Below are 26,804 nucleotides of genomic sequence, written 5' to 3' on the forward strand. Positions count from 1 at the left end.
GGCGGCCCTTTTCTCGGCACCCTCACCCCCCGCGTGGGGTTTTTTTTGTTTTCCCCCCCGGGGGGGGGGGCGGGGCGTCTGCGGGCCCCCGGCCGCCACGAGGTTTAAGACCTTTCGACCATTCCCGACGCCGCCCGTGATCCGTCACGTGGCGGCGTCATCCGTTTCCGGGCCAAGGGATCGCGACGGATCGGCTGGAGCGCCGCCTGTGCGCGGCGGCATGCAGGCGGCGCCTGTCGCGCCGTCGCCGGCCCCGTCGAAAGCGGCGGGCCGGCAACGGCCGGCACCATGCAGACACGAAAACGGGGAGCGAGATGCGCCCCGCTCCCCGTCACGATTATCCGTCCAAGCCTTCGATGCCCGGACGGGCTTTGGCCCACTCCGGCCGCGGGCGTGCTTCTCAGCCCTCGCTGACGACGCCGCGGCGGGCCCCCACCCGCTTCATCACGCCGATCAGCGCCAGGAAGCCGATCGAGCTGAAGGTCAGCAGGGTCGAGACCGCAGCAACCACCGGCGAGACGTCGAAGTCGAGATCCTCGAAGATCTTGCGCGGCAGCGTCTTGTCCCGGACGCTCGACAGGAAGAAGGACACCACCGGCTCGTCGAAGGAGACGATGAAGGCGAAGACCGCGCCGGCGATGATGCCCGGCATGATCAGCGGCAGCGTCACATGCCGGAACGCGCCCCAGCGCGTCGCGCCAAGGCTCATTGCCGCCATGTCGAGATCGGCGTCGGTGCCGACCAGCGAGGCCGAGACGGTGATGATGACATAGGGCGTCGCCAGCACCGTATGCGCCAGCACGAAGGCGACGAGCGAGCCGGACAGGCCGAGCCGCGAGAAGAACAGGTACATCGCCACGCCGATCACGATGTTCGGCGCGATGATCGGCGCCAGGGTCGCCAGGGAGACGACCTGCTCGCCGCGCAGCCGGCCGCGAGTAAGCGCATAGGCCGCCATCGTCCCGAGCACGGTGGAGAGCACGGCGACGATCACCGCGATCTTCAGCGAGAACAGCGCCGGCTTGATCCAGGCGGGATCACCGAGCAGCTGGCGATACCAGTCCAGGGTGAAGCCGCGCGGCGGGAAGTGCAGGTATTTGTCGGGGCCGACCGAGATCGGCACCACGACCAGCGTCGGCAGCAGCAGGAAGACCAGGCCGAGAATGCCGGCCAGCTGGGCGAGCAGCAGCGGCAGCGGCCGGCCGAGGCGCTTGCGGAGCATAGTCATCGTCCATCCACCCGGGCGATCTTGAGGAAGCGGTTGAAACAGGCGATCAGCAGCATCACCGCGACCAGCAGGATCGCGGACAGGGTCGCGCCGCGCGGCCAGTTGAGCTGCTCGGTGATCTCGTTGCTGATGAAGGTCGCCAGCAGCAGGCTGCGCGGCCCGCCGATCAGCGCCGGCGTGACGAAGGCGCCCAGCGTGACGATGAAGGTCATCAGGAAGCCGGCGACGACGCCCGGCCGCGACAGCGGCCAGATCACATGGCGGAACACCGAGACATAGGAGGCGCCGAGGCTGAGCGCCGCGCGCGGCAGCTCGTCGGGAATGGCGCGCAGCGCCTGGTAGATCGGCATCACCATGAAGGGCAGCATCACGTGCCCCTGCGCCACGATCACCGCCGCCTCGTTGTAGAGGAAGGCGACCGGCGCATCGGTCAGGCCGGTCCATTGCAGGAAGCTGTTGAACACGCCGTTGCGCTGCAGCAGCACCGTCCAGGCGAAGCTGCGCACCAGCACGCTGGTCCAGAGCGGGATCAGCACGCAGGCACCGATCATCGCCGTCCAGAACGGGCTGGCGCTGCGCATCAGATTGGCGATCGGGTAGCCGACCACCAGCGCGAAGCAGGCGACGAGGAAGCTGACCCGGAAGGTCCGCCAGAAGATCGTCAGCGAGAACTCGTTGCCGAGCACCTCGCGATAGTGCTTCAGCGTGAAATCGGGATCGAACAGGCTGGTCTTGATCAGCTGCAGGATCGGCCAGCAGAAGATCACCAGCATGACCAGCAGCAGCGGGGCGATCAGCAGCCAGCTCGGCCCGCTGGCGAGGCGGCGCCTGTCGGCGGTCGCGGCGCTCATGCGACGCCTCCCGCCAGCGGGAAGCAGCGCGCCTGGCCGGGCTGCACGCCAAGCGCCACCTCGCCGCCGATCGGCAGCGCGGCGCTCTCCTGCACCGGGCGGCGGGTGAAAACGCGCGCACCGCGCCGGGTCTCGAAGGTCAGGCCGACCGTCGCGCCGGCGAAGCTCTTGGCGATCAGCCGGGCGGCGAGTCCCTCGCCCTCCCCGACGGCGGGGTTCAGGGCGATATGCTCGGGCCGCAGCACGATCTCGGCGCGGGCGCCGGCGGCGAGGGTCGAGCCCTCGGGCGCCACCGCGGCGGCCTGGCCGCCATCGTCGAGCGCCAGCGTGATCCGCCGCCCCTCGACCGCGCGCACCACGCCGGGCAGCGCATGCGCCTCGCCGACGAAGCCGGCGACGAAGCGGGTGGCCGGGTCGCCATAGACCCTGTCCGGCGTGCCGATCTGCTCGAGCCGGCCATGGTTCATCACCGCGATCCGGTCGGACATGGTCAGTGCCTCTTCCTGATCATGGGTGACGAAGATGATGGTCAGGCCGAGCTTGCGCTGCAGCTCCTTGACCTCGACCTGCATCTCGTCGCGCAGCTTCTTGTCGAGGGCCGAGAAGGGCTCGTCCATCAGCAGCAGCGGCGGCCGGAAGGCGATCGCGCGGGCGAGCGCCACGCGCTGCTGCTGGCCGCCGGAGAGCTGCGCCGGCATGCGCTCGGCCAGCGCAGCCAAGCGCACCGTCGCCAGCGTCCCGTCGATGATCCGGTCGGACTCGGCGCGCGGCATGCCGCGCATCTTCAGCGGAAAGCGCACATTCTCGCGGACCGACATGTGCGGGAACAGCGCGTAGCGCTGGAAGATCACGCCGATCTCGCGCCGGTTGGGCGGCAGGTCGGTGACGTCCCGGCCGCCGATCGCCAGCCGGCCGGCGCTCGGCACCTCGAAGCCGGCAAGGCACATCAGCACCGAGGTCTTGCCCGAGCCGCTCGGGCCGAGCACCGAGAGGAACTCGCCCTGGGCGACGTCGAAGGAGACATTGTCGACGGCGGTGACCGCCGAGCCGTAGCGTTTGACGAGACCGCTGATGCGGACGTCGGCTCCCATGGACAGCATTGGACAGAAGGCTCCGTTACACACGGGAAAAAGGGTCGGGACGGCGCGATGCAGGCCACGGGCCAGCCGCGACCGGAGCGCGGTCGGGCAGGCGCAGCGGCAGCCTGTCGATTGTCCATCTGGTCGAAGGCCCCCGCCGCGGCCGGGCCGTCAGCGGGGGAGAGAGCGGCGCGATCGCGCGCGGATCAGCGGCTCAGCGCCTCGATGACGCGCTGGCGGACCACGGTCTCGTTGTCGGCGAGCCATTTCCAGTCCGGCGTGATCTGCACGGCGAGATTGGCCGGGTCGCCGCCGCGCTTGGCGCGTTCCTCCGGCGAGAGCAGCGCCATCGCGCCCTTGTTCGGCGTCTCGAACGGGAACTCGCGCGAGAAGGCGACATGCGCCTCGGGATTGCCGAGGAAGAAGTCGATGAAGGCCAGCGCCTCCTTCTTGTGCGCCGAGTTCTTCAGCACGGCCCACATGCCGACATCCTTGGGGCCCTGGTTCCAGGTGAAGGCCACCGGCTCGCCCGCCTGGATCAGCGTCGTGGCGCGGCCGGAGCCCATCATCGACATCACCACCTCGCCGCTGCGCAGGATGTTCTGCGACTGGTCGGCGGTCTTCCACCAGACCGCGACATGCGGCTTGATCTCGGCGAGCTTCTTGAGCGCGCGATCGACGTCGAGCGGGAAGAGCTTGTCGGCGGGCACGCCGTCGGCAGAGAGCGAGGCGATCAGCAGCCAGGGCCAGTAGCTGGCATCGGGCAGGCTGCGCGGCCCGGGGAACGCTTTGACGTCCCAGAAATCCTTCCAGTCCTTCGGCTCCTTGCCGGCCGGGAAGGCCTTGGTGTTCCAGGAGAGCACGCCGGCACCCCAGGTGCGCGTCACGGTGCGGCCGAGGCAGGTGCCCTCGATCGCCTGCGTCGCGGCGTTGGGCAGCTGGTCGCAGGAGATCGGCTCCAGATTGGCGGCCTGGCTGAAATTGTCGTTCGGCAGGGCGGTGACGATGTCCCACTCCGCGGTGGGCATGGCGCTCATCGCCTTGACCTTGGCCCATTGCGCGCCGAAGGCGGCGGCGACGGGGATGATCTCGATTCCGGTCTTCTTGGTGAACGGGTCGTAGAAGTTCTTCTTCATCGCCTGTTCGAACGCGCCGCCGGCGGTGACGATGACCAGCGGGCCCTTCTGGGCGGCCCGTGCGGTGGTCAGCGTCAGGATGCAAGCCAGCGACGCGGCCAGTCCGAAGGTTAAGCCAAACCGTCTCATTGTCGTCCCCTCTATGGTCGAGAGGCCTCACTACCCCACATATAACGATACATGTCAATTGCGGCCCGCATAGCCGCGAGGCTACGAAGCAACCATATCCTTGCTCGGAGCGCTGAAATTCGCGCCATTTCGTCCGAAATGATGCCTCTACATGGCGCCTACCCCTAGAGGGTGCACCTCATGGCGAACGGCCGCTTGCGCCGCCCGCTGCGTGCCACGACGCAGGGTGAGCCCCGAAGACAGTGAACGTCACATGGCCGCGCGCGACCGCCGGCCGAGCGCGGCGCGGCCCTGCATGCTTCAGCCGGCGGGCGTTCCGGCCAGCGGCAGGCTCTGGTCGGCCTGCGCCGCGTGCAGGCTGCGATAGCGCCCCTGCTCGCTTGCCAGGAGCTGGGCATGGCTGCCCTGCTCGACGATGCCGCCGCGCTCGACGACGACGATGCGGTCGGCATTGGCGATCGTCGCGAGGCGATGCGCGATGACCAGCGTCGTGCGCCCGCGCGACAGCTCGGCCAGCGAGCGCTGGATCGCCCGCTCGGTCTCGGTGTCGAGCGCCGAGGTCGCCTCGTCCAGGATCAGGATGGGCGGGTTCTTCAGGAAGATGCGGGCGATGGCGAGACGCTGCTTCTGGCCGCCCGAGAGCTTGACGCCGCGTTCCCCGATCACCGTGTCGAGCCCCTGCGGCAGGGCGGCGATGACGCCGTCGAGCCGGGCACGGCGCGCCGCCTCGACGATCTCCGCCTCCGTCGCCCCCAGCCGGCCATAGGCGATGTTGTCGCGGATCGTGCCGGCGAAGAGGAAGACATCCTGCTGCACGATGCCGATATTCGAGCGCAGCGTGGTCAGCGTCATGTCGCGGATGTCGATACCGTCGATCAGGATCGCGCCGCCCGTGACGTCGTAGAAGCGCGGCAGCAGCGAGCAGATCGTGGTCTTGCCCGCACCCGAGGGCCCGACGAAGGCCACCGTCTCGCCGGCGCCGATCGAAAGATCCAGTCCCGAAAAGAGCGGGCGGGCCGGATCGTAGCCGAAACGCACGTCGCGATAGACGATGTCGCCGCGCAGCCGCGCCACCGGCCGCGCACCTGGCCTGTCGGCCACGTCCGGGCGCGTGCCCAGGAAGGCGAGGTAGCGCTGGAAGCCGGCGATTCCCTTCGGATAGCTCTCGATCACCGCGTTGATCTTGTCGACCGGCCGGAAGAACACGCCGACCAGCAGCAGGAAGCCGACGAAGCCGCCGGCGCTGAGTTCCCCGCGCACCACGAACCAGCTGCCCGCCAGCATCACCACGACCTGGACGAAGCGCATCGAGAGATAGGAGAGCGAGGTCGCCGCCGCCATCAGCCGGTAGGCGGCGAGCTTGGTGTCGCGATAGCGCCGGTTGCTCTCGGCGAAGAGGCGGCGCTCGTGCTCCTCGTTGGCGAAGGCCTGGACGACGCGGATGCCGCCGACATTCTCTTCGATGCGGGCGTTGAAATCCCCGACCCGGCCATAGAGCGCGTGCCAGTTCGCGGTCATGCGGCTGCCATAGCGGATGGTGACGAAGGCGGTCAGCGGCACGACCAGCGCGGTGATGATCGCCAGCGGCGGATGCACCCACAGCATCAGCAGGAAGGCGCCGATCAGCGTCATGATCGCGATGAACAGGTCCTCCGGCCCGTGATGGGCGACCTCGCCGATCTCCTCGAGATCCTTGGTCAGGCGCGCCACGAGATGGCCGGTCTTCTGGTTGTCGAAGAAGCCGAAGGAGAGCTTCTGGAGATGGTCGAAGGCCTTGGCCCGCATCTCCGTCTCGATGCCGATGCCGAGCATGTGGCCCCAATAGGTCACCACCACCTGCAGCGCCGCGCTGAGCAGATAGGCGGCGAACAGCCCGCCGGCGGCGAGCGCGATCGAGCCGATATCGCCGCTCGGCAGCAGGCGGTCGATGAACAGCGTCACCGCGACCGGGAAGGCGAGCTCCAGCAGGCCGGCGGCGACCGCGCTGCCGAAATCGAGCAGGAACAAGCCGCGATGCGGGCGGTAATAGGCGGCGAACCGCTTGATCAGGTCCATATCGGTCTCCGCGCCAGGCGCCCGGAGCGGGCATGGCGAGCGGACGCCGCGGCCTCGCAATCGGCGGGCAGGCTCCGCGCCGCCCTGGATAGGGCCCGGGCGACGCCGCGTCACCCGCCAAAGCGGCAGGCGCCGGTCCCGCCCCGCGCGTAGCCGGTCGGTAGCGGCGCGTCGAAGCGCCGGGATGGGACGGGACGGCTGCGTCAGCCGGCTGGCTGGTCGGGCTCGAAGCGCTGCCAGCTTCGCGACGCCGAGGAGGCGACAGCGCATTCGATGAAGCGGACGCCGCGTGCCCCGTCGCCGACGCGCGGATAGTCGGCCTCGAGCGGGTCGACCACGACGCCGGCGCTGCGGGCGCGGATGTCGGCGAAGACGCCGCGGTAGACATTGGCGAAGGCCTCGATGAAGCCTTCGGGATGGCCGGATGGCAGGCGCACCGCCCGCCTGGCCGCCTCGCAGAGCCAGGGCGAGCCCCGGGTCAGGATCTCGGTCGGGCCGTCATGCCGGTAGTGCACCAGCCGGTTCGGCTCCTCCTGCCGCCATTCCAGCGTGCCGCGCTCGCCCGAGACGCGCAGGCGCAGATCGTTCTCCTTGCCGGCATTGACCTGCGAAGCGATCAGCACGCCATGCGCGCCGCCTGCGAAGCGCAGCAGCATGCTGGCGTCGTCGTCGAGGGCGCGGCCCGGCACCATGCGGCCGAGATCGGCCACCAGCTCCGCGATGGCCAGCCCGGTGACGGTCGAGACGAGGTTCTCGGCATGCGAGCCGATATCGCCGAGCGCGCCGGCGATGCCGCTGCGCGCCGGGTCCGTCCGCCAGCCGGCCTGCTTGTTGCCGGTGCCCTCCAGCGCAGTCGCCAGCCAGCCCTGATTGTATTCGACGACGACCTTGCGGACCGCGCCCAGGACACCGGACCGGACCATCTCGCGGGCCTGCCGGACCATCGGATAGCCGGTGTAGTTGTAAGTCACGCCGAAGACCGCGCCGCTCGCCGCGACCGCGGCGACCAACTGCTCGGCCTGCGCACCGGTATGGACCAGCGGCTTGTCGCAGACGACGTTGAAGCCGGCGGCAGCGAAGGCCAGCGCGATCGGGAAATGGCTGTCGGTCGGGGTCACGATCACCACGGCGTCGACCCGCTCGTCGGGCGCGCGCGCCAGCTCGGCCTCGAGCAGGGCCTGCCAGCTGCCGTGGTTGTGCGCCTCGGCGAGGCCGAGTGCCCGGCCGGAGGCGATCGCCTTCTCCGGCGTCGCGGATAGCGCGCCCGCCGTCAGCTCCGCCAGCCCGTCCAGCGCGATGGCGTGGCGGTGCACCGCGCCGATGAAGGCGCCGGTGCCGCCGCCGACCATGGCATAGCGCAGCCTGCGCGGAGGATCCTGGTTCATGCCGGTCAAGACTCTTGGAACGGAGGCGAGGATGGTCCGTCACCCCGGGCGAGCGGCGAGGCCGCGCGGCTCCGGGATGACGGCGTTCGGGCGCGCGTCTCGGCGCTCGGGCGGTCAGCCGCTCAGAACGGCGAGTCCGCGTGGTAGAAGTCCTTGGCGTTGCTCTTGTCGATCAGCACCGAGGGGATGATCGTCGTCGCGGGCAGCTTCTCGCCCTTCAGCCGGGCCTCGGCGGTCAGCTTGATCGCGTCATAGATGAATTTCGGCGAATAGCTGACATTGGCCTGGATGCGCGGGTCCTTGCCGTCGATGATGGTCTTGACCATGTCCTTGGCGCCGGCGCCGCCGAAGATGACCTTGATGTCCTTGCGCCCGGCCTGGTCGATCGCCCTGATGGCGCCGAAGGCCATATCGTCATCCGCCGCCCAGATGGCGTCGATGTCCTTGAAGCGCGTCAGGAAGTCCTGCGTCACCTTGTAGGCGTCGTCGCGGTTCCAGTTAGCATATTTAGCGTCGAGAAGCTTGATCTCGGGATGGGCCTTCAGCACCGCGTTGAAGGCGTCCATGCGCTCATTGTCGAGCGTGGTCGGAATGCCGCGCAGGGCGACGACATTGCCCTTCCCGTTCAGCGTCTTGGCGATGTACTCGGCTGGAATCCGGCCGAAGGCGGTGTTGTCGCCGGCGACATAGGCGTCCTGCGCCGCGGTGTCGGTCAGCCCGCGATCGACCACCGTCACATAGGCGCCCTTGGCCTTCACATTGGCCACCGGCCGTGTCAGCGCCGCGGATTCGAAGGGGAAGACGACGAGCGCGTTGATCTTGTTGACGGCGCTCAGATCCTGCAGCTGGTTCGCCTGCTCGGTGGCGTTGGCGGCGGTGCGGATGGTGATCTTCAGGTCCTTGTGCTGGGCCTCGAGCTCCTTCTTGGCGCGGTTGGCCCAGTAGTTGATGCCGCCCATGAAGCTGTGGGTCGCGGCGGGGATCGAGACGCCGAGATTGACCGATTCGGCGGCGGCGCCGCCGGCGGCGAAGGCGAGGCCGGCCGCGGTCGCGGCGAGCAGCAGGCTACGTCTGGTCTGCGCAAGCATGGTTTCTCTCCCTGTCCGGCGCGCCCTCAGCGGCGGCCCTTCTGCATGAACGCGACGATGATGATGACGAAGCCCTGCACGGCGGCGTTGAGATAGACGCTGATCAGGCTCGTCAGGTTGAGGATGTTGCTGATCACCGAGAGCAGGATCGCGCCGATGACCGTGCCGGCGATGCTGCCATGGCCGCCCTTGAGCGCGGCGCCGCCGACGATCACCGCGGCGATCGCCTCGAGCTCCCAGAGCAGGCCGGTGGTCGGCGAGGCCGAACCGAGGCGCGGCACGTAGAACAGCGTCGCGATGCCGACGCAGACGCCCATCAGCATGTAGGTGAGGATCTTGACGCGCTCGACATCGACCGCGGCATAGCGCGCCACCGTCTCGTTCGAGCCGATCGCCTGGACGTGCCGGCCATAGGCCGTCTTGTTGAGGATGACCGCGCCGATGATCGCGACGACGAGGAAGGCGAGCACCGGCAGCGGCACGCCGAACAGATGGCCGTAATAGACCGGCGCATAGAGATCGGAGAGGGCGTTCTCCAGCGTCAGCGCGCCGCCATCGGCGAAATAGGTCAGGTAGGCCCGGTAGATCCCGAGCGTCCCGAGGGTCACGATGAAGGGCTCGATCCGGCCCTTGGCGATCAGGACACCTTGCGCCAGGCCGAACACCGCCCCCAGCACCACCGCGAGCCCCGTGCCGGCGACGACCGCGAGCAGCGGCGAGCCCAGCGCGCCGGCCGCCCAGTTGATGAACATGATCACGCAGCCGGCGATCAGCGCCGCCATCGAGCCGACCGAGAGGTCGATGCCGCCCAGGATGATGACGAAGCACATCCCGACGGCGATGATGCCGATGAAGGCGGTGCGGGTGAGCACGTTCAGCGCATTGTCGAGCGTCGCGAAATCGCTGTTGAGCCCCGCCCCGATGGCGCACAGCACGATCAGCCCGATCAGCGGGCCGAGCCTGGAGAGGTGTTCGACGGCGCTCGGGCCGGACGCGCCCCGCCCCGGCTCCACATCCGGCGCTCCGTCGTGGCCCGCAGCCGCCCTCGTCTCAGGCTGCGTCATGGCGCGTCCCCGTGGCATGGGCGATCATCGTCTCTTCGGTCATCTCAGCGCCCTCGACGGTCGCGACCAGCCGGCCGGCGCGCATCACCGCGACGCGGTGGGCCAGCCCGATCAGCTCGATCAGTTCCGAGGAGATCACCACGACGGCGAGGCCCTTACGGGCGAGTTCGGCGATCAGGAAATAGATCTCGCGCTTGGCGCCGACATCGACGCCGCGCGTCGGCTCGTCGAGCACCAGCACCCTGGGTTCGGGATGCAGCACCTTGGCCAGCGCCAGTTTCTGCTGGTTGCCGCCGGACAGCGCGGCGGCCCGCACCGAGAGCGAGCCGGTACGGATGCCGAAGGCCTCGACGGCGCGCACCAGGGCCGCGCGCTCGGCGCCATGGTCGAGCAGGGGACGGGCATAGCGCTCCAGCGCCATCAGCGTCAGGTTGGGCGCGAGCGGGAAGTCGACATGCAGGCCCTTGCCCTTGCGGTCCTCGCTCAGATAGCTCAGCCCCTGGCGGGTCGCTTCGGCGATCGAGCGCAGCGCCACCGGCCGGCCGCCGAGCCGCACATCGCCCGCGCCCGGCCGAAGGCCGAGAATGCCCTCGAACAGCTCGGTGCGCCCGGCGCCGACCAGCCCGGCGAAGCCGAGGATCTCGCCCGGCCGCACCGCGAAGGAGACGTCCTGCGCCCAGCCGGGCACCGTGAAGCCCGCGACGGCGAGCGCCGCGGGGGCGTCGGGGGCTTCGGCGTCGAACGGCGCCTTCGCCGGGAAGAGGTCGGCGATCTCGCGCCCGACCATCATCGTCGCCATGGCGTGGCGGCTGAGCGAGGCGGTCGGCGCGCGACCGACCAGCCGGCCGTCGCGCATCACCACCACCTCGTCGGTGATGCGCTCGACCTCGTCGAGCTTGTGCGAGATGTAGACGATGGTGACGCCGTCTTCCCGCAGCCGCGCGATCAGCCCGAAGAGCCGCGCCACCTCCGACGGCGTCAGCGTCGCGGTCGGCTCGTCCATGATCAGCAGCCTGGCCCGGCGCGACAAAGCCTTGGCGATCTCGACTAGCTGCTTCTCCGCGACGATGAGCTGGCGCACCGGCGTGTCGGCCGGGCGCTCCAGCCCGACCTGGGCGAGCACCGCCGCCGCCTCCGCCCGCATCGCGGCCTCGTCGAGGAACAGCCCCTTGCGCCTCTCGTGCCCGAGAAAGATGTTGCCGGCGATGCTCAGATCGTCCGCCAGATTGAACTCCTGGTGGATCAGGACGATGCCCTGGGCCTCGGCGTCCCGCGAGCCGGCGAAGGCGACCGGCTTCCCGCCGATCAGCACCCGCCCCTCGCTCGGGCTCTCATAGCCGGCCAGGATCTTCATCAGCGTCGACTTGCCCGCGCCGTTCTCGCCGAGCAGGCCGTAGACCTTGCCGGGCTCCAGCCCGAAGGAGACGCCGTGCAGCACCGCGACCGGGCCGAAGCGCTTGACGATGCCGTCGAAGGCGATGGCGAGGCCGGGTGCGCTCATGCCGGGGCCCCGCTGCGCAGCGCCTCGCGCATCGCCAGCACGCCGGCGCCGATCAGCCCGGTCTCCGGGCCGAGCGGCGCCGCGTTGATCTCGAGATGGCGGGTGGAGAGCGCCAGCGAGCGCTGGTTCACGCTCTGGCGGATCGCGGCGAGGAAGAGCGGCCCGATCGCCGCCACGCCGCCGCCGATGAAGATGTGGGACGGGTTGTAGAAGTTCACCAGCGCCGCCAGGACCTGGCCGACCAGCCGGCCGGAGAGGCGCACGATCGCATCGGCCTCGGCATCGCCGGCGCGGCAGGCGGCGCCAATATCGGCCGCGCTCAGCGTGCCCTGGCGCACCAGCGTCTCGGCCAGGAGCGGGCTGCGCCCGGCCTCGGCCGCCTGGCGTCCCATGGCCGCGATCGCGGGCGCGGCGGCCATCGCCTCGACGCAGCCGCGATTGCCGCAGCGGCAGAGCGGGCCGTCCGGATCGACGCCGATATGCCCGATATCGCCGGCCGAGCCGGTGGCGCCGCGATAGAGCTCGCCATGGCAGACGATGCCGCAGCCGATGCCGGTGCCGACCTTGATCACCAGGAAGTTCTCGATCTGCCGGCGCTGGCGCCACAGCACCCCGAGCGCCATCAGATTCACGTCGTTGTCGACGAAGACCGGCGCGTCCAGGATCTCGCGCAGATCGTCGCGGATGGCGTAGCTGTCCCAGCCCGGCATCAGCGGCGGGTTGACGAGCTGGCCGACCGCGAAGTTCACCGGGCCGGGCACGCCGATCCCGACGGCGATGACGCGGTCGCGGGCGATGCGGTTCTGCGCCAGCATGGCCGGGATCAGCGCGCGCAGGCGGGCCATGATCGGCCCCGGGCCGGCCTGGACGTCGGCCTCCTGCGAATGGCGGGCGATGACCGCGAGATCGGGCTGCAGCAGGGCGATGTCGAGGCTGGTGGCGCCGATGTCGATGCCGATCAGCACGCCGATGCGGCCATGGATCCGCAAGGTCTCGGGGCGCCGGCCGCCGGTCGAGCGCTGGACGCCGGCCTCGTCGAGCAGGCCCTGGTCGATCAGCCCGGCCGCGAGCGCGTTGGTCTTGCTGCGCGAGAACTGCAGCGTGTCCGCCAGCGCGTGGCGGGCCGTACCGCCGGACCAGAACGTGGCCTCGAGGACGGCGAGCTCGTCGGGACCCAGGCTCTCCCAAGGCTGTGCGATGACGGCCTCCCGCGTTCCTCGATCGGCCCTGTGGCGGCCCTTGCAAGCAGGCTAGCCGCGGCTTTCGGGCGCAGACAAGACCGAACTTCGGCCAAGATCAGGCAAAAGATCCGGTAAAGTCGCCGCCGCTTCGCGGCCTCTCCGATCTGGACCCGCACGCCGGCGCGCGCCATCCTCCGCGCCGGGAGGACGATGCGATGGCGAAGACGATGCAGGGCCCGGCGATCTTTCTGGCGCAGTTCGCCGGCGACGCGGCGCCGTTCGACAGCTGGGCCTCGATCACGCGCTGGGCCGCCTCGCTCGGCTATCGCGGCGTGCAGCTGCCCTCGGGCGATGCCCGCCTGTTCGACCTCGAAAAGGCTGCCGCCTCGCAGGATTACTGCGACGAGGTCGCCGGCATCGCCCGGGAGAACGGCATCGCGATCACCGAACTCTCGACCCATGTCCAGGGTCAGCTGGTCGCGGTCCATCCGGCCTATGACGCCGCCTTCGACGTCTTCGCCCCGGAGGCGCTGAGGGGGAAGCCATCGGCCCGCCAGGCCTGGGCGGTCGAGCAGATGACGCTGGCGGCGAAGGCCTCGCGCCGCCTCGGCCTGTCGGGCTCGGTCAGCTTCACCGGGGCGCTGGCCTGGCCCTTCCTCTATCCCTGGCCGCAGCGCCCGCCGGGCCTCGTTGCCGAGGCCTTCGGCGAGCTGGCGAAGCGCTGGCGGCCGATCCTCGACGTCTATGACGCGAACGGCGTCGACATCGGCTTCGAGATCCATCCGGGCGAGGACGTCTTCGACGGCGCGACCTTCGAGCTCTTCCTCGACCGGCTCGGCGGCCATCCGCGCTGCCGCATCAATTACGATCCCTCGCATTTCCTGCTGCAGCAGCTCGACTACCTCGCCTTCATCGACCTCTATCACGAGCGGATCAGCGCCTTTCACGTCAAGGACGCCGAGTTCCGGCCCAGCGGGCGCCAGGGCGTCTATTCCGGCTTCGCGTCCTGGGTCGAGCGGGCGGGGCGCTTCCGCTCGCTCGGCGACGGGCAGGTCGATTTCAAGGCGATCTTCGCGAAGCTCGCCCAGTACGGCTATGACGGCTGGGCGGTGCTCGAATGGGAGTGCGCGCTGAAGTATCCCGAGGACGGCGCGCGCGAGGGTGCCTCCTTCATCGCCGATCACATCATCCGCGTCACCGACAAGGCCTTCGACGATTTCGCCGGCGGCGGCGATGACGGGCTGGCGCGGCGGATGCTGGGGCTCGATCGCTAGTCGGGAAGCTCGCCCGCCTCACGCCGACGGGGGTGTGAGGATCCAGACGACCTTGCAGACGCTGGCGCCATTGTTCTCGTAGCGATGCGGAATCTCGCTGGAGAACTGGCAGCAATCGCCCTCCGCCAGGACGTGCAGCCGGCCGTCGAGCCAGAGGTCGAGCTGGCCCTCCAGGATCACGGCGGCCTTCTCGCCGGAATGGCTGTAGGCCTCGGCGCTCGAGGCAGCGCGGGGCTGGAGCTCGACATTGAAGATTTCCAGGCTCTGCAGCGAGGCCGGGCTGAGCAGCTCCTTGCGGATCGCGTCGTTGAGCTTGAGCACCTGCCGGCGCTCGCGCCGCACCACATAGCGCTCGTCCGCCGCGGCAAGCTCGCTGCCCGGCACCTCATTGGGTTGGAACAGGGTCGAGAGCGGCAGGTGAAGAGCGGCGCCGATCAGCCGCAGCGAGCGCAGGGACGGGGCCGACTTGCCCTGTTCGATCTGGCTGATCATCCCGACCGACAGGCCGCTACGCGCGGCGAGGTCGCGGATCGAGAGCCGGCGCGCCTTGCGCTGCTCCCGGATCCGATGGCCGAGCGTGGCCGGGTCGAGCTGATGGGCCATGTCCTGCGGCACCTCGGATGCCGTATCGTTCACCCTCATCCCTAAGCCGGTCTCCATCGCCATCCATCGTCATTACCGCAATTGCGGCGGGCAAACGCAACGGCACCTGACGCCCGGCGGCGCACGCCGTGTTCAAAATTGAACATACTGCGTTCAATTTGCGCTTGCAATAATCCAGAATGCGGCGATCATGTGAAGAAATTCGGGGATGAAAGAGCCTTGAGAGCTCGGCGAGAGATCATTCAAATTGAATTCCTGTTCAATTAACGCCGTGGAACAGACCGCGTCGGGGTCTGAGCCTGGGGCGCGGCTGCCCCTGAGCTGGGCGGAATGGGCGAAGCATGACGGCGTCGCCCTGGCGGCGCTCGTGCGCAGCGGCGAGGTCAGCCCGGGCGAACTCGCCGGCCAGGCCGCGGCTGCCGTGGCGCGGGTCGATCCCGCCCTCTCCGGCGTTCTGGAGCTGTTCAGCGACCTGATCGCCGAGCCGGCGCGCAGCGGCGCCGATACGGCCGGGGCTCTCTATGGCGTGCCGGTGCTGCTCAAGGACCTGGCGGCCCGGCTCGCGGGCCGGCGGCAGGAAGGCGGTTCGGCCCTGTTCCGCGGCGCCGTCGCCGGCGAAACCGATCCGTTCATCGCCCGGATCCTCTCGGCCGGGCTGGTGCCGATCGGCCGCAGCACCACGGCCGAGCTCGGCCTCGGCTGGGATACCACCACCAATCATGCCGGTGCGCTCAGCATCACCCGCAATCCGTTCGACCTCGCCCGCACGCCGGGCGGTTCCTCGGGCGGGTCGGCGGCGCTCGTCGCCGCCGGCGCCGTGCCGATCGCGACCTCGTCCGATGGCGGCGGCTCGACCCGCATCCCCGCCGCCCATTGCGGACTGGTCGGGCTCAAGCCCACCCGCGGCCTCTGCCCGCGCCCGCTCGACAGCAGCGAATACCAGTCGCGCATCTCGACCGACGGGGTGGTGACCCGCAGCGTGCGCGACAGCGCAGCCGTGCTCGACCATACGGCGCGCGTCGCACCGGGCGGCGCATTCATGCCGGTTATCTCCGAGGCGGGCCGTTACCTCTCGGGGCTGGATGCGGCGCCCGCACGCCTGCGGATCGGCTGGTCCTGCGGCGCCTGGGGCCGCGATGCGGCGATCTACCCGGCCGCCACTCACCGCCTGGAAGCCGTCTGCGCCGTGCTGGCCGCGCTCGGCCATGACGTGGTGCCGGTGACGGACGAAGCGATCGCGCCCTGGGCCGAGCTCTGGGAGAGCTACACGATCAACTGGATGTCGGCGCGCGGGCAGCTCGCACTGCTGGCCGAGCAGCGCGGGCTGAGCCGCGACGGCTTGCGGACGCTGCTCTCGCCGATGGTGGACCGGATGGTCGATGCCTCGGCGCGCTACGACAAGGCCGATCTCTGGCGGATGATGGCGCTGAACAACTGCGTCACGCGCCATTACGGCCAGCTCTTCGGGCGGATCGACATCCTGCTGACGCCCGCCTATGCGGCGCCGGTGCCGGCCGCCAACGGCCGCGCCTCGACCTTCTGCGATGGCGATCTCGACGCCTGGTTCGCCGACCAGCTCGATGCCGGGCGCTACGCCATTCCGAGCAACGAGGTCGGCGCGCCGGCGCTGGTCCTGCCGGCCGGCACGGGCGAGGACGGCCTGCCGATCGGCGTCCAGCTCTGCGGCGCCTGGCGTCAGGAAGCGCTGCTGCTGCGCCTCGCGCACAGCGTCGAGCGCGCGCGCCCGGACTGGTTCGGGCTGCGGCCGGCGACCCATGTCACGGCGGCCACGCCAATTCGCACGCCTGCGGGCGATGTCACAAAGGGGAGAGTTGAACCATGATCAAGACGACGATGGCGGGCGTGCTCGCCTGCATGATCGGGCTGGTTGCCCAGGCGCCGGCCAAGGCCGAGGTGACGCTCAAGCTCGGCTGGACCACCTCCGACAGCCCGCTCGACCCCTATGCGGTCGGCGCGCATCTGTTCAAGGCGGAGGTCGAAAACGCCTCCAACAAGCAGATCGTCGTGCAGCTCTACCCGAACCGCCAGCTCGGCGACGAGAAGCAGATGCTCGAAGGCCTGCGCTTCGGCACGGTCGACGTCGCGCTGGCGACCAACTCGGTCGTGGCGCAGCTCGAGCCCGGCTTCCAGCTCTTCGACCTGCCCTTCCTGTTCTCGGACTCGCAGCAGGCCTACAAGGTCCTCGACAGCGAGATCGGCAAGGCCATGGGCGCCAAGCTCGAGCCCAAGGGCATCGTGCTGCTCGGCTACACCGAGGGCGGCTTCCGCCAGATGCTCAACAACAAGAAGCCGGTCGAGACGCCCGCCGACATCCACGGCGTCAAGTACCGCGTCATGCAGAACCCGGTCTTCATCGAGATGTTCAGCCGGCTCGGCGGCAGCGCGGTGCCGATGGCCTGGGGCGAGACCTTCACCGCCGTGCAGCAGGGCACGATCGACGGGCTCGAAGGCGCGGTGTCGGTGTTCTACGCCAGCAAGTTCCAGGAGGTCACCAAGTACCTCTCCCTGACCAACCACAACTACTCCGCCGTCGAGCTGCTGATCTCGGCCCGCTCGCTGAAGAAGCTGACGCCCGAGCAGCAGACCATGGTCCGCGAGGCGGCCTCGCGCGCCGTCGCCGCCCAGCGTAAGGCAGCGGGCGAACTGGCGGTCAAGGCGCTCGATCTGATCAAGAAGGACGGCGTCCAGGTCAACGACATCGCCAATGTCGCGCCGTTCCGCGAGGCCGTCGCCCCGATCTACGACAAGGCGCGCTCCGTGGTCGGCTCCGAGCTGCTCGACCGCACCCTCGCCATGGTCAAGTAAGCCGCGGCATGGCGCCCCGCTACACCGCCCTGAGCGCGACGGAGCTCGTCGCCGGCTTCGCGAGCGGCGATCTCTCGCCGCTCGACGCCACCTGCGCCGCGCTGGCCCGCGCGCGCGAGGTCCAGCCTGCGCTCAACCTGTTCACGCTGATCGACGAGGAAGCCGCGCTGGTCCAGGCCCGGGACAGTGCCCGGCGCTGGCGCGACGGCCGGCCCTGCGGCTTGTTCGACGGCGTTCCGGTGGCGGTGAAGGACACGGCGGCGGTGCGGGGCTGGCGAACCGGCTTCGGCTCGCTCAGCGCCCGCAACGCCGCCCCGGCGGCAGAAGACGCGCCGCTGGTTCAGCGCCTGCGCGAGCACGGCGCCGTGTTCATCGGCAAGACCTGCGCCCCGGAATTCGCCTGGAAGGGCGTCACCGACAGCCGGGCGCAGGGCGTGACGCGCAGCCCCTGGAGCCTCTCGGTCACGCCCGGCGGCTCGAGCGGCGGTTCCGCCGCCGCGGTGGCGACAGGCGTCGTCCCGGTCGCCACGGGCGCGGATGGCGGCGGCTCGCTGCGCATCCCGGCCAGCTTCAGCGGCGTGGTCGGCCTGAAGCCGACGGCCGGCCTCGTCCCCAATGTGCCGACGCCGCTGGAGACCATGGCCGTCGTCGGCGGCCTCAGCCGCACGGCGGCCGACCAGGCCAGGCTGCTCCAGGTGATCGCCGCGCCCGACCCGCGCGACGGCTTCGCGGTCCCGCCGCTGGGCATCGACTACATGGCGGGTCTGGACGGGGGCGTCGCCGGCCTGCGCATCGCCCTGTCGCCGGGCCTCGGGCTGATCACCCCCGACGACGAGGTGGCGCAGGCTCTCGCCCGCACCGCCGACCGGCTTCGCGACCTCGGCGCGATCGTCGAGCCCGTCAACGTCGAGACCGGCGAGATCCGCCAGGCCTTCGCGGCGCTGTGGGCCGTCGCCTTCTCCGAGATCCTGCGGCGGCTCCAGCCTGCCGAGCGGGAGGCCGTCGAGCCGGCGCTGCTGCGGCAGCATCGCGCCGTCGAGACGATGACGGCCTGGGAGCTCCAGGCGGCCCGCCGCACCGCCAGGCAGCTCAGCGGGCGGATCGGCACGCTGCTGTCCTCCTGGGACCTGCTGCTGACGCCAACCGTGCCGATCCTGCCCTTCGAGGCCGGCCTGCTCACCCCCGATGCCAGCCGCTTCCCGGAATGGTGGGACTGGACGCCGCTGACCTGGCCCTTCAACCTCTCCCGCCACCCCGCCATCTCCTGCCCGGCCGCGATCAGCGCGGCGGGCCTGCCGATCGGCGTGCAGCTCGTCGCGCCGCTCTTCGGCGAGGCAACGCTCCTGCGCGCCGCGGCGGCGCTGGAGCAGGTCACCAGTCTCGCCGGGGCGCGCACGGGATGGTCGCCGCCCGGATGAGCGGCCTGACGGCCGCCACCCTTCCCCACCGCCTACCGTTCTTCCCGAACAAGATGGAAACGCCATGCGTGCGTTGTCGAAGCTGAATGACCTGCTGGCCGCGACGATCAAGATCGCCGTCGTCGTCATGGTCGCCGTCATGTTGGCCTCGCTCTCGGGCCAGGTGGTGATGCGCTATGCGTTCAATGTGGCGCTCAGCTGGAGCGAGGAACTGTCACTGACCCTGTTCTGCTGGGTCGTGCTGCTCAGCGCCGCGCTGTGCGTGCGCGAGAACCGCCATGTGCGCATGACACTGCTGATCGAGCGGGTGCCGCAGGCGCTCCGGCCCAATGCCGAGCGCGGGATCTACCTGCTCACGGCCCTGTTCGGCGGCTACCTCGCTGCCTCCGGGACGACCTATTTCCTCGAGACGCGCGGCATGACCTCCTCGGCCATCGCCTATCCGATCGAATATCTCTACGCGGCCGCGCCGATCTGCGGCGCGCTGATCGCGCTCTTCGCCATCGAGCTCGCCTTCGCCGGTACGATTCCCGCCTCCGAGGACGACGTCGATGTCTGAGACCATGTGGCTGCTCTCGGCAGGCTTCGCCCTGCTGCTGGTGATCGGCGTTCCCTTCGGCATCGCGCTCGGCCTCATCACCGTCGCCGTCCTCGTCACCGCCGACATCCCCGCCATCCTGCTGCCGCAGACCCTGATCGGCGGCACCCAGTCCTTCAGTCTGCTGGCGATCCCGTTCTTCATGCTGGCGGGCGAACTGATGACGGCCGGCGGGCTGTCGAACCGGATCATCAACCTCGCCAACGTCTTCGTGCGGCATCTGCGCGGCGGCCTCGGCCATGTCGCGGTCCTGGCCGCCTGCATCTTCTCGGCGATCTCGGGCTCGGCGCCCGCCACCACGGCCGCCATCGGCGCGATCATCATCCCGGCCATGGTGGCCAAGGGCTACGACAAGGCCTTCGCCACGGCGCTCGCGGTCAGCGCGGGCGTGCTCGGCCCGCTGATCCCGCCCTCGATCGCCTCCGTGATCTGGGGCGTGATCGCCGAGCAGTCGATCGCGCGTCTCTTCATCGCCAGCATCGTGCCCGGCATCCTGCTCGCCCTCGGCCTGATGATGGTCTGCTACGTCTATGCGCGCCGCAACGACGTCCCGCTGGAGCCCAGGGCCAGCCTGCCCGAGATCAAGGCGGCGCTGCGCAACGGCATCTGGGCGATCGGCGCGCCGTTGCTGGTGCTGGGCGGCATCTATTCCGGCGCCTTCACCCCGACCGAAGCGGCCGTGGTGAGCTGCGTCTACAGCCTCGTCGTCGGCTTCTTCGTCGAGAAGCGCCTGACGCTCGCCATGATGCCGGAGATCGTGCTGCGCGCGGCGCGGATCACCGCGATCGTGATGTTCATCATCGCCGCCTCCGCCGGTTTCGGCTTCCTGGTCGCCCAGGAGCAGATCGCGATCCATCTCGCGAACTGGCTGGCCAGCACGATCGAGACGAAATGGGCGATGCTGCTGCTGGTCAACGTCTTCCTGATCCTGATCTGCGCTGTCATGGACGAGATCGCCATCATGGTGATCCTGGGGCCGCTGCTGATCGCGCTGGCGCAGAAATTCGGCGTCGACCCGATCCATTTCGGCACGATCATCGTGACGAACGCCGCGATCGGCATGGCCGCACCGCCGATCGGCTACTGCCTGTTCGTCGGCATGGCGATCTCCGGCCTCAAGCTCGGCCAGATCGCCCGGGCCATCTGGCCGATGATCGTGGTGATGTTCGCCGTGCTGATGCTGGTCACCTATGTGCCCGGCTTCTCGACCTGGCTGCCCAGCCTGATCCACCGCTGACCCCTGACCGAGACGGACCGACCCGACCATGGATACCGAACTGCCCGCCATCGAAGCCGCCGTGCAGACCTATTTCGACGGGCTCTACGAAGGCGACACCGAGAAGCTCGCGCGTGTCTTCCACCCGCGCGCCAGCCTGTTCATCGAGGAGGGCGGCGCCCTGCTGGTCACCCCGGTGCCGGACTGGCTCGCGCGCGTCGCCGGGCGGCCTTCGCCCGTCTCGCAGGACCTCGCCCGCGACGACCGGATCCTGATGATCGACCGGCCCGGGCCGGTGAATGCGCTGGTCAAGGTGCAGTGCCAGGTCGCGCCGAAGGTCTATGTCGATCATCTCTCGCTGATCAAGGTCGAGGGGCGCTGGCAGGTCGTGGCCAAGAGCTACTGCCAGACGGCGCTCCTGGCCTGACCGCCGACACCGGCAGGGCGTGCGCGTGACGCCCGCCCTGCCGAAAGGCGCTGCTCGGCCTGCCGGACCGGGCGCGCACCGTGCTGCTGCCGAACCGCGAGGCGGGCTGGACCAGTCCGGCGGTGCGCCCCATCCCGGCATGTCCCACCGGCACCGTCCGCCACCGCGTCGAGATGGCGTTCCCGTCGCAGGCGAAGAACGGCTCCCCACCGGCCTCCGCCCGCCGGGATATCTTGTCAGGGCCCACAATCCCGTTTGCGCCCCGGCCGATGACTGTGCTCGCCCGTGAGCAGGACCACGGTGCAAACAGCCTCGGGCCGCATGGGCATCGCTGGGGCGGCGGACGCCCGACATCTCTGTACGGCCTGTTTCCATACACAAGGCATAGGTGTATGCGTCGCCTTTCGAGGCACGGCATCGCGCCGGGCGGAGCCGCTTCATCGGCACGGTCGTCGGGGACGCGGCCTGATCGAGCTTCTCCGCGGGGATCTTCATGGCCAGCCGACCTGCGACGCGCTCTGCCCTGCCGTTCCTGCTGACCACATCGATCGGCTGCGCGATGGCGCTGGTCGACACGAACATCGTCGCGATCGCCGTCCCCGCCGTCACTGCGCATTTCGGTGCGGATGCGGTCGCCGGCCAATGGATCGTCAGCGCGTTCTTCCTCTGCTTCGCCGCGGCCTTGCTGCCCGCCGGCGCGATGGCCGACCGGCTCGGGCGACGCCGGGTCTTCGTCTGGGGGCTGGCCGGCCTGGCGGCGGCGTCGCTGGGCTCGGGCCTGGCGCCCTCGCCTCTGTGGCTGCACCTGTGCCGCGGCCTTCAGGGGATGATGACCGCTTTCGTCCTCGCGCCCGCGCTCGCCCTGATCGGCCACCGGTTTCATGAGCCAGCCGATCGCAACCGCGCCTGGGCGATCTGGGGCGGCGTCATGGGCGGCACGATGGTCGTGGCCCCGCTCGCCGGCGGCGTGATCGTGGAAACGCTCGGTTGGCGCTGGGCCTTCTTCGTCAACGGTCCGGTCTGCGCGGCCCTGGCGGGCAGCGCCATCGCCTTCGCCGACGAGTCGCGCGGCAGCCTGCAACGTCGACTCGATCCGGCGGGCATCCTGTGCTTCGCGACCGCGATGTTCGGCTTCACCTGGGGGCTGATCAACGGCCCGGCGCAGGGATGGGCGAGCACCATGGTCCTGGGGGGCTTCGCCATCGGGGGGCTGGCGCTGGCGGCCTTCGTCGTCGCGGAGCGGGTCCAGGCGGCGCCCATGCTGAACCTGGCGCTGTTCCGGGAGCCGTCTTTCATCGGCGCCGTCTGGGCGATGGTGATCTATGCGGCCACGGCGCAGGTCATGGCCTCGCTGTTCCCGATCGTCCTGCAGAGCGGCGCCGGCCTGTCCGCCACGGCGACCGGCCTGGCGATGCTGCCCTTCGCCGTCGCCATGCTGGTCTTTCCCTCTCTCGGGGCGCGGCTCGGGCGCCATGTCGCCTCGCCCGCCATTCTCGCGCTCGGGCTCCTCGTCGTGGCGCTCGGCAATGCCCTGGCGGCCTGGGCCGTGTCGAGCGGGCACTGGCTCGCCGTCTTCGCCGGGATGTTCGTCATCGGCAGCGGCGCGGGGCTGCTCAACGGCGAGACGCAGAAGGCGATCATGATGACGATCCCGCGCGATCAGACCGGCATGGCCTCGGGCATCAGCACGACGGCCCGCTTCGGCGGCATCCTGATCGGCTTTGCCGGGCTGAATGCGATCATGGCGGCGGTCCGCCCTGGCTCAACTGCGCCTGGCGGCGCCGCCGCGGCCGGCGCGGCAGGTCACGCGAACGGATTTGCCGCGGCCCTTCTCGTCGCCGCCATCGTCGCGGCTTTGTCGGCCTGGCTGGTCCGCCGCCTGATGCGACAGGATCGGGACCGCTGAACACCGAAGCGGTGATCCGGACGCCCATCCGTCCGGCTGAGGCCGCGCCCCGGGGGGCCGGCGCGCAGGGCTGCGGCGCCCCCCCAAACTGCCTGCTTGTTTGCTCTGGACCAAAGACCGCGTCGCCGAAGCGCTCCACAGTCTTGCGGTCGCGCTCCCGGCCCACGGCCTGACGCGGTGATCCGCCGCATCGGGATGTCTCGTCGGCTCGCTTGGTGCAGTGCAACAGGCATGCTAGAGGAATTGTATGTCTAATCTCCATACAATCTGTTCCAATGTCATGGGCCGGCCTATGGCCGGACGCGCCCGGCGCGCGACCCTGCACATCGGGCGTTCGCTTCAGGGAGCCGCGTCATGAGGTATGGCAGCGGAATCGTCATCGCTGCGGCGTTGGCGTTCGTCGCGCTCATGGGGGCCGCCTTCGCGGTCGATCAGCCGTTCCGCTATCATATGTGGATCGCGTTCTTCGTGCTGCTGGCCTTCGCCGCCCTGCTGATGCGCAACACTGGCTTCGAGCCGGTACCCGAGGTCGACGACAGCGTCTATCTCGACGAGCCTATCCGCTACGGCGTGATCGCCACGGTGTTCTGGGGCGTGGTCGGCTTCCTGGTCGGCGTCGTGATCGCGGTGCAGCTCGCCTTCCCCGGCCTCAACTTCGAGCCGCTGCTGAGCTTCGGCCGGGTGAGGCCGTTGCACACCTCGGCGGTGATCTTCGCCTTCGGCGGCAACGCCCTGATCGCCAGCTCGTTCTACGTCGTGCAGCGCACCTGCCGCGCGCGGCTGTTCGGCGGCGATCTCGCCTGGTTCGTGTTCTGGGGCTACCAGTTCTTCATCGTCCTCGCCGCCACCGGCTACCTGCTCGGCATCACGCAGTCGCGCGAATACGCAGAGCCGGAATGGTATGTCGACATCTGGCTGACGATCGTCTGGATCGCCTATCTGATCGTCTTCATGGGCACGGTGCTGCGGCGCAAGGAACCGCACATCTACGTCGCGAACTGGTTCTACATGTCGTTCATCATCACGATCGCCATGCTGCACGTGATGAACAACCTGGCGGTACCGGTCTCGATCTTCGGCTCCAAGAGCTATTCGGCCTTCGCCGGCGTGCAGGACGCGGTCACCCAATGGTGGTACGGGCACAACGCGGTGGCGTTCTTCCTGACCGTGCCCTTCCTGGCGATGATGTACTACTTCGTCCCCAAGCAGGTGGACCGGCCGGTCTATTCCTACCGCCTGTCGATCGTGCACTTCTGGTCGATCATCTTCCTCTACATCTGGGCCGGCCCGCATCACCTGCACTACACGGCGGTGCCGGACTGGGCGCAGACGCTCGGCATGGTGTTCTCGATCATGCTGTGGATGCCCTCCTGGGGCGGCATGATCAACGGGCTGATGACGCTGTCGGGCGCCTGGGACAAGATCCGCACCGACCCGATCGTGCGCCTGATGGTCACCGCCATCGCCTTCTACGGCATGGCGACCTTCGAGGGGCCGATGATGTCGATCAAGGCGGTGAACGCGCTCTCGCACTACACCGACTGGACCATCGCCCACGTCCATGCCGGCGCGCTCGGCTGGAACGGCATGATCACCTTCGCCGCCGTCTACTTCCTGACGCCCAAGCTCTGGAACCGGGAGCGGCTGTATTCGATCCGCATGGTCAACTGGCACTTCTGGCTCGCGACGCTCGGCATCGTGCTCTACGCCTCGTCCATGTGGGTCTCGGGCATCATGCAGGGCCTGATGTGGCGCGAATACGATCAGCAGGGCTTCCTGGTCTATTCCTTCGCCGAGACCGTCGCTGCGATGCACCCCTATTACGTGCTGCGGGCGCTGGGCGGGCTGCTCTATCTCGTCGGCGGCTTTCTGATGGTCTGGAACGTCTACCAGACGATCCGCGGCCGGATGCGGACCGAGGCCCCGATGGGCACCTCCCTGCCGTCGGGCGGCATCGCCGTCCAGCCGGCCGCCCAGCCGACCGCGTAACGGGTGCAATCCGATGTCGATCCTGAAGAAGCATTCCAAGCTCGAGAAGAACGCGACCCTGCTGCTGGTCGCGTCCCTCATCGTCGTCACCATCGGCGGCATCGTCGAGATCGCACCGCTGTTCTACCTGCAGAACACGGTCGAGAAGGTCGACGGCATGCGCCCCTACACGCCGCTCGAGCTGGCGGGGCGCAACATCTACGTCCGCGAAGGCTGCTATGCCTGCCATTCGCAGATGATCCGCCCGTTCCGCGACGAGGTCGAGCGCTACGGCCATTACAGCCTGGCGGCCGAGTCGATGTACGACCACTCCTTCCAGTGGGGCTCGAAGCGGACGGGGCCGGACCTCGCCCGCGTCGGCCAGCGCTATTCCAACGAATGGCACGTCCAGCACCTGATCGAGCCGCGCTCGGTGGTGCCGGAATCGGTGATGCCGAGCTACGCCTTCCTGAAGGACACGCCACTCGACACCGAAGGCCTCGCGGCACATCTCGTCGCCAACCGGCGCGTCGGCGTGCCCTACACCGACGAGATGATCGCGCATGCCGAGGCGGACGCGAAGGCCCAGGCCAACCCCGACGCCGACACGCGCGGGCTGGAAGCGCGCTATCCCAAGGTCAAGGTGGCCAATTTCGGCGGCGACAAGCGACAGCTGACCGAGATGGATGCGCTGGTCGCCTATCTGCAGATGCTCGGCACGCTGGTCGACTTCTCGACCTACAAAGAAGCCGACGGATACCGCTGAGGAGGGTGTGATGGAAACCTACACCGCCATGCGGCACTTCGCGGACAGCTGGGGCCTGCTGGCCATGGCGCTGTTCTTCGTCGGCGCCGTGATCTTCGCCTTCCGCCCCGGCAGCCGTTCGCGCGCCGACGAGGCTGCGCGCATCCCGCTTCAGGACGACTGACATGAGCGAGAAGGAAGTCGACCACGTCTCAGGCGTTTCCACGACCGGGCACAGCTGGGACGGGATCAAGGAACTCGACAATCCGATGCCGCGCTGGTGGCTGATCTGCTTCTACGTGACGATCGCCTGGGCTCTGGCCTATGCCATCGCCTATCCGGCCTGGCCGCTGATCCGCACCGCCACCACGGGCGTGCTCGGCTACTCCAGCCGCGCCGAGATGCGCAAGGAGCTCGATGCGGCGCAGGAGGCCAAGGCCGAATACATCGCGGCGATCTCGCGGAAGTCGATCGACGAGATCATGGCGGACGACACGCTGCGCACTTTCGCGACCGCGGCGGGCGCCGCCGCCTTCAAGATCAACTGCGTCCAGTGCCACGGCTCCGGCGCGCAGGGCTCCCCCGGCTATCCGAACCTGAACGACGACGAATGGCTGTGGGGCGGCACGCCGCGCGAGATCCAGCAGACGATCGCGCACGGCATCCGCTTCGCCGAGGACCCGGAAACCCGGGTCTCCGAGATGCCGGCCTTCGGCGCCATGCTCCAGAGCAAGCAGATCGCGCAGGTCAGCGCCTTCGTGCTCTCGCTTTCCGGCAAGGACCAGGGCGCCGCCGCCACCGACATCGCCGCCGGCAAGGAGATCTACGCGCAGAACTGCGCCGCCTGTCACGGCAACGCCGGCAAGGGCAACCACGAACTGGGCGCGCCCGACCTGACCGACGCGATCTGGCTCTATGGCTCGACGCCGGCAGCGGTCGCAGCCCAGATCCGGACGCCCAAGCACGGCGTCATGCCGGCCTGGAACGCCAGGTTGGGCGACACGCTGGTCAAGGAACTGACGGTCTACGTCCATTCCCTCGGCGGTGGCCGCTAGCCCGCCGCCCGAGCACCAGACGAATGCTTCGCGCCGTCGCGGCGGCGAGGCGACACGGCGGCCGCCGGTCG

The 26,804-nt window shown here is 69.3% G+C and carries 23 protein-coding genes; 12 read left to right on the plus strand and 11 right to left on the minus strand.

What is annotated here, in order from left to right; translation table 11 throughout:
• Positions 1-400: 400 nt before the first annotated feature.
• The 10 genes from ABE438_RS19835 to ABE438_RS19880 form a co-directional block, all read right to left on the minus strand.
• On the minus strand, positions 401-1,228 hold the full coding sequence (locus ABE438_RS19835; protein ID WP_346504408.1) for an ABC transporter permease: 828 nt from the start codon (positions 1,226-1,228) through the stop codon (positions 401-403).
• Positions 1,225-2,079 carry an ABC transporter permease gene (locus tag ABE438_RS19840; protein ID WP_346504409.1) on the minus strand — a complete coding sequence of 285 codons (855 nt, stop codon included), beginning with the start codon at positions 2,077-2,079 and terminating at the stop codon, positions 1,225-1,227. The genes ABE438_RS19835 and ABE438_RS19840 overlap by 4 nt, the downstream gene beginning before the upstream one ends.
• Entirely contained in the window at positions 2,076-3,179 is a 1,104-nt protein-coding gene (locus ABE438_RS19845) for an ABC transporter ATP-binding protein (protein ID WP_346504410.1), read from the minus strand. The genes ABE438_RS19840 and ABE438_RS19845 overlap by 4 nt, the downstream gene beginning before the upstream one ends.
• A gap of 185 nt (positions 3,180-3,364) precedes the next feature.
• Entirely contained in the window at positions 3,365-4,423 is a 1,059-nt protein-coding gene (locus tag ABE438_RS19850) for an ABC transporter substrate-binding protein (protein WP_346504411.1), read from the minus strand.
• Between the two features lie 300 nt (positions 4,424-4,723).
• Positions 4,724-6,478, minus strand: coding sequence for an ABC transporter ATP-binding protein (locus tag ABE438_RS19855; protein ID WP_346504412.1), 1,755 nt, complete (start codon positions 6,476-6,478; stop codon positions 4,724-4,726).
• 203 nt (positions 6,479-6,681) lie between these two features.
• The gene (locus ABE438_RS19860; protein ID WP_346504413.1) at positions 6,682-7,863 is read right to left on the minus strand and encodes a Gfo/Idh/MocA family protein; all 1,182 of its coding nucleotides are present in this window, start codon (positions 7,861-7,863) and stop codon (positions 6,682-6,684) included.
• 122 nt (positions 7,864-7,985) lie between these two features.
• Positions 7,986-8,951: a substrate-binding domain-containing protein gene (locus tag ABE438_RS19865; protein WP_346504414.1), complete on the minus strand. Its 966-nt coding sequence runs from the start codon at positions 8,949-8,951 to the stop codon at positions 7,986-7,988.
• A 26-nt stretch (positions 8,952-8,977) separates the two neighbouring features.
• Positions 8,978-9,964, minus strand: coding sequence for an ABC transporter permease (locus ABE438_RS19870; RefSeq protein WP_346504415.1), 987 nt, complete (start codon positions 9,962-9,964; stop codon positions 8,978-8,980).
• 37 nt (positions 9,965-10,001) lie between these two features.
• The gene (locus tag ABE438_RS19875; RefSeq protein WP_346504416.1) at positions 10,002-11,516 is read right to left on the minus strand and encodes a sugar ABC transporter ATP-binding protein; all 1,515 of its coding nucleotides are present in this window, start codon (positions 11,514-11,516) and stop codon (positions 10,002-10,004) included.
• Positions 11,513-12,505: an ROK family protein gene (locus ABE438_RS19880; protein ID WP_346504417.1), complete on the minus strand. Its 993-nt coding sequence runs from the start codon at positions 12,503-12,505 to the stop codon at positions 11,513-11,515. Before ABE438_RS19880 ends, ABE438_RS19875 begins: the two co-directional genes overlap by 4 nt.
• Before the next feature lie 407 nt (positions 12,506-12,912).
• Between ABE438_RS19880 and ABE438_RS19885 the strand changes: the two genes are divergently transcribed.
• Complete coding sequence (locus ABE438_RS19885) at positions 12,913-13,971, plus strand: sugar phosphate isomerase/epimerase family protein (protein WP_346504418.1); 1,059 nt, start codon at positions 12,913-12,915, stop codon at positions 13,969-13,971.
• An 18-nt stretch (positions 13,972-13,989) separates the two neighbouring features.
• On the opposite strand, the gene ABE438_RS19890 is transcribed toward ABE438_RS19885, so the two are convergent.
• Positions 13,990-14,607, minus strand: a complete 618-nt coding sequence (locus ABE438_RS19890; RefSeq protein ID WP_346504419.1) for a helix-turn-helix domain-containing protein — start codon at positions 14,605-14,607, stop codon at positions 13,990-13,992.
• A 238-nt stretch (positions 14,608-14,845) separates the two neighbouring features.
• On the opposite strand from ABE438_RS19890, the gene ABE438_RS19895 reads away from it, so the two are divergent.
• The 11 genes from ABE438_RS19895 (at position 14,846) to ccoP (ending at position 26,733) form a co-directional block, all read left to right on the plus strand.
• Positions 14,846-16,417 (plus strand): amidase, encoded by a 1,572-nt coding sequence (locus ABE438_RS19895; RefSeq protein ID WP_346504420.1) that lies wholly within the window; start codon positions 14,846-14,848, stop codon positions 16,415-16,417.
• Positions 16,414-17,400: a TRAP transporter substrate-binding protein gene (locus ABE438_RS19900; RefSeq protein WP_346504421.1), complete on the plus strand. Its 987-nt coding sequence runs from the start codon at positions 16,414-16,416 to the stop codon at positions 17,398-17,400. Before ABE438_RS19895 ends, ABE438_RS19900 begins: the two co-directional genes overlap by 4 nt.
• Positions 17,401-17,408: 8 nt before the next feature.
• Positions 17,409-18,818 carry an amidase gene (locus tag ABE438_RS19905; RefSeq protein WP_346504422.1) on the plus strand — a complete coding sequence of 470 codons (1,410 nt, stop codon included), beginning with the start codon at positions 17,409-17,411 and terminating at the stop codon, positions 18,816-18,818.
• Between the two features lie 64 nt (positions 18,819-18,882).
• On the plus strand, positions 18,883-19,377 hold the full coding sequence (locus ABE438_RS19910) for a TRAP transporter small permease (protein ID WP_346504423.1): 495 nt from the start codon (positions 18,883-18,885) through the stop codon (positions 19,375-19,377).
• Complete coding sequence (locus tag ABE438_RS19915; protein ID WP_346504424.1) at positions 19,370-20,653, plus strand: TRAP transporter large permease; 1,284 nt, start codon at positions 19,370-19,372, stop codon at positions 20,651-20,653. The genes ABE438_RS19910 and ABE438_RS19915 overlap by 8 nt, the downstream gene beginning before the upstream one ends.
• A gap of 28 nt (positions 20,654-20,681) precedes the next feature.
• Positions 20,682-21,059 (plus strand): nuclear transport factor 2 family protein, encoded by a 378-nt coding sequence (locus tag ABE438_RS19920; protein ID WP_346504425.1) that lies wholly within the window; start codon positions 20,682-20,684, stop codon positions 21,057-21,059.
• A gap of 493 nt (positions 21,060-21,552) precedes the next feature.
• Positions 21,553-22,965, plus strand: a complete 1,413-nt coding sequence (locus tag ABE438_RS19925; RefSeq protein WP_346504426.1) for an MFS transporter — start codon at positions 21,553-21,555, stop codon at positions 22,963-22,965.
• A 354-nt stretch (positions 22,966-23,319) separates the two neighbouring features.
• Positions 23,320-24,954, plus strand: coding sequence for a cytochrome-c oxidase, cbb3-type subunit I (ccoN, locus tag ABE438_RS19930; RefSeq protein WP_346504427.1), 1,635 nt, complete (start codon positions 23,320-23,322; stop codon positions 24,952-24,954).
• 13 nt (positions 24,955-24,967) lie between these two features.
• The gene (gene ccoO / locus ABE438_RS19935) at positions 24,968-25,699 is read left to right on the plus strand and encodes a cytochrome-c oxidase, cbb3-type subunit II (RefSeq protein ID WP_346504428.1); all 732 of its coding nucleotides are present in this window, start codon (positions 24,968-24,970) and stop codon (positions 25,697-25,699) included.
• A 10-nt stretch (positions 25,700-25,709) separates the two neighbouring features.
• Positions 25,710-25,862 (plus strand): cbb3-type cytochrome c oxidase subunit 3, encoded by a 153-nt coding sequence (locus tag ABE438_RS19940; protein WP_346504429.1) that lies wholly within the window; start codon positions 25,710-25,712, stop codon positions 25,860-25,862.
• A 1-nt stretch (position 25,863) separates the two neighbouring features.
• Positions 25,864-26,733, plus strand: a complete 870-nt coding sequence (gene ccoP, locus ABE438_RS19945; protein WP_346504430.1) for a cytochrome-c oxidase, cbb3-type subunit III — start codon at positions 25,864-25,866, stop codon at positions 26,731-26,733.
• The last annotated feature ends 71 nt before the right edge of the window (positions 26,734-26,804 follow it).

This window comes from Allobosea sp. TWI1241, from assembly GCF_039673065.1.
Lineage (GTDB): Bacteria > Pseudomonadota > Alphaproteobacteria > Rhizobiales > Beijerinckiaceae > Allobosea.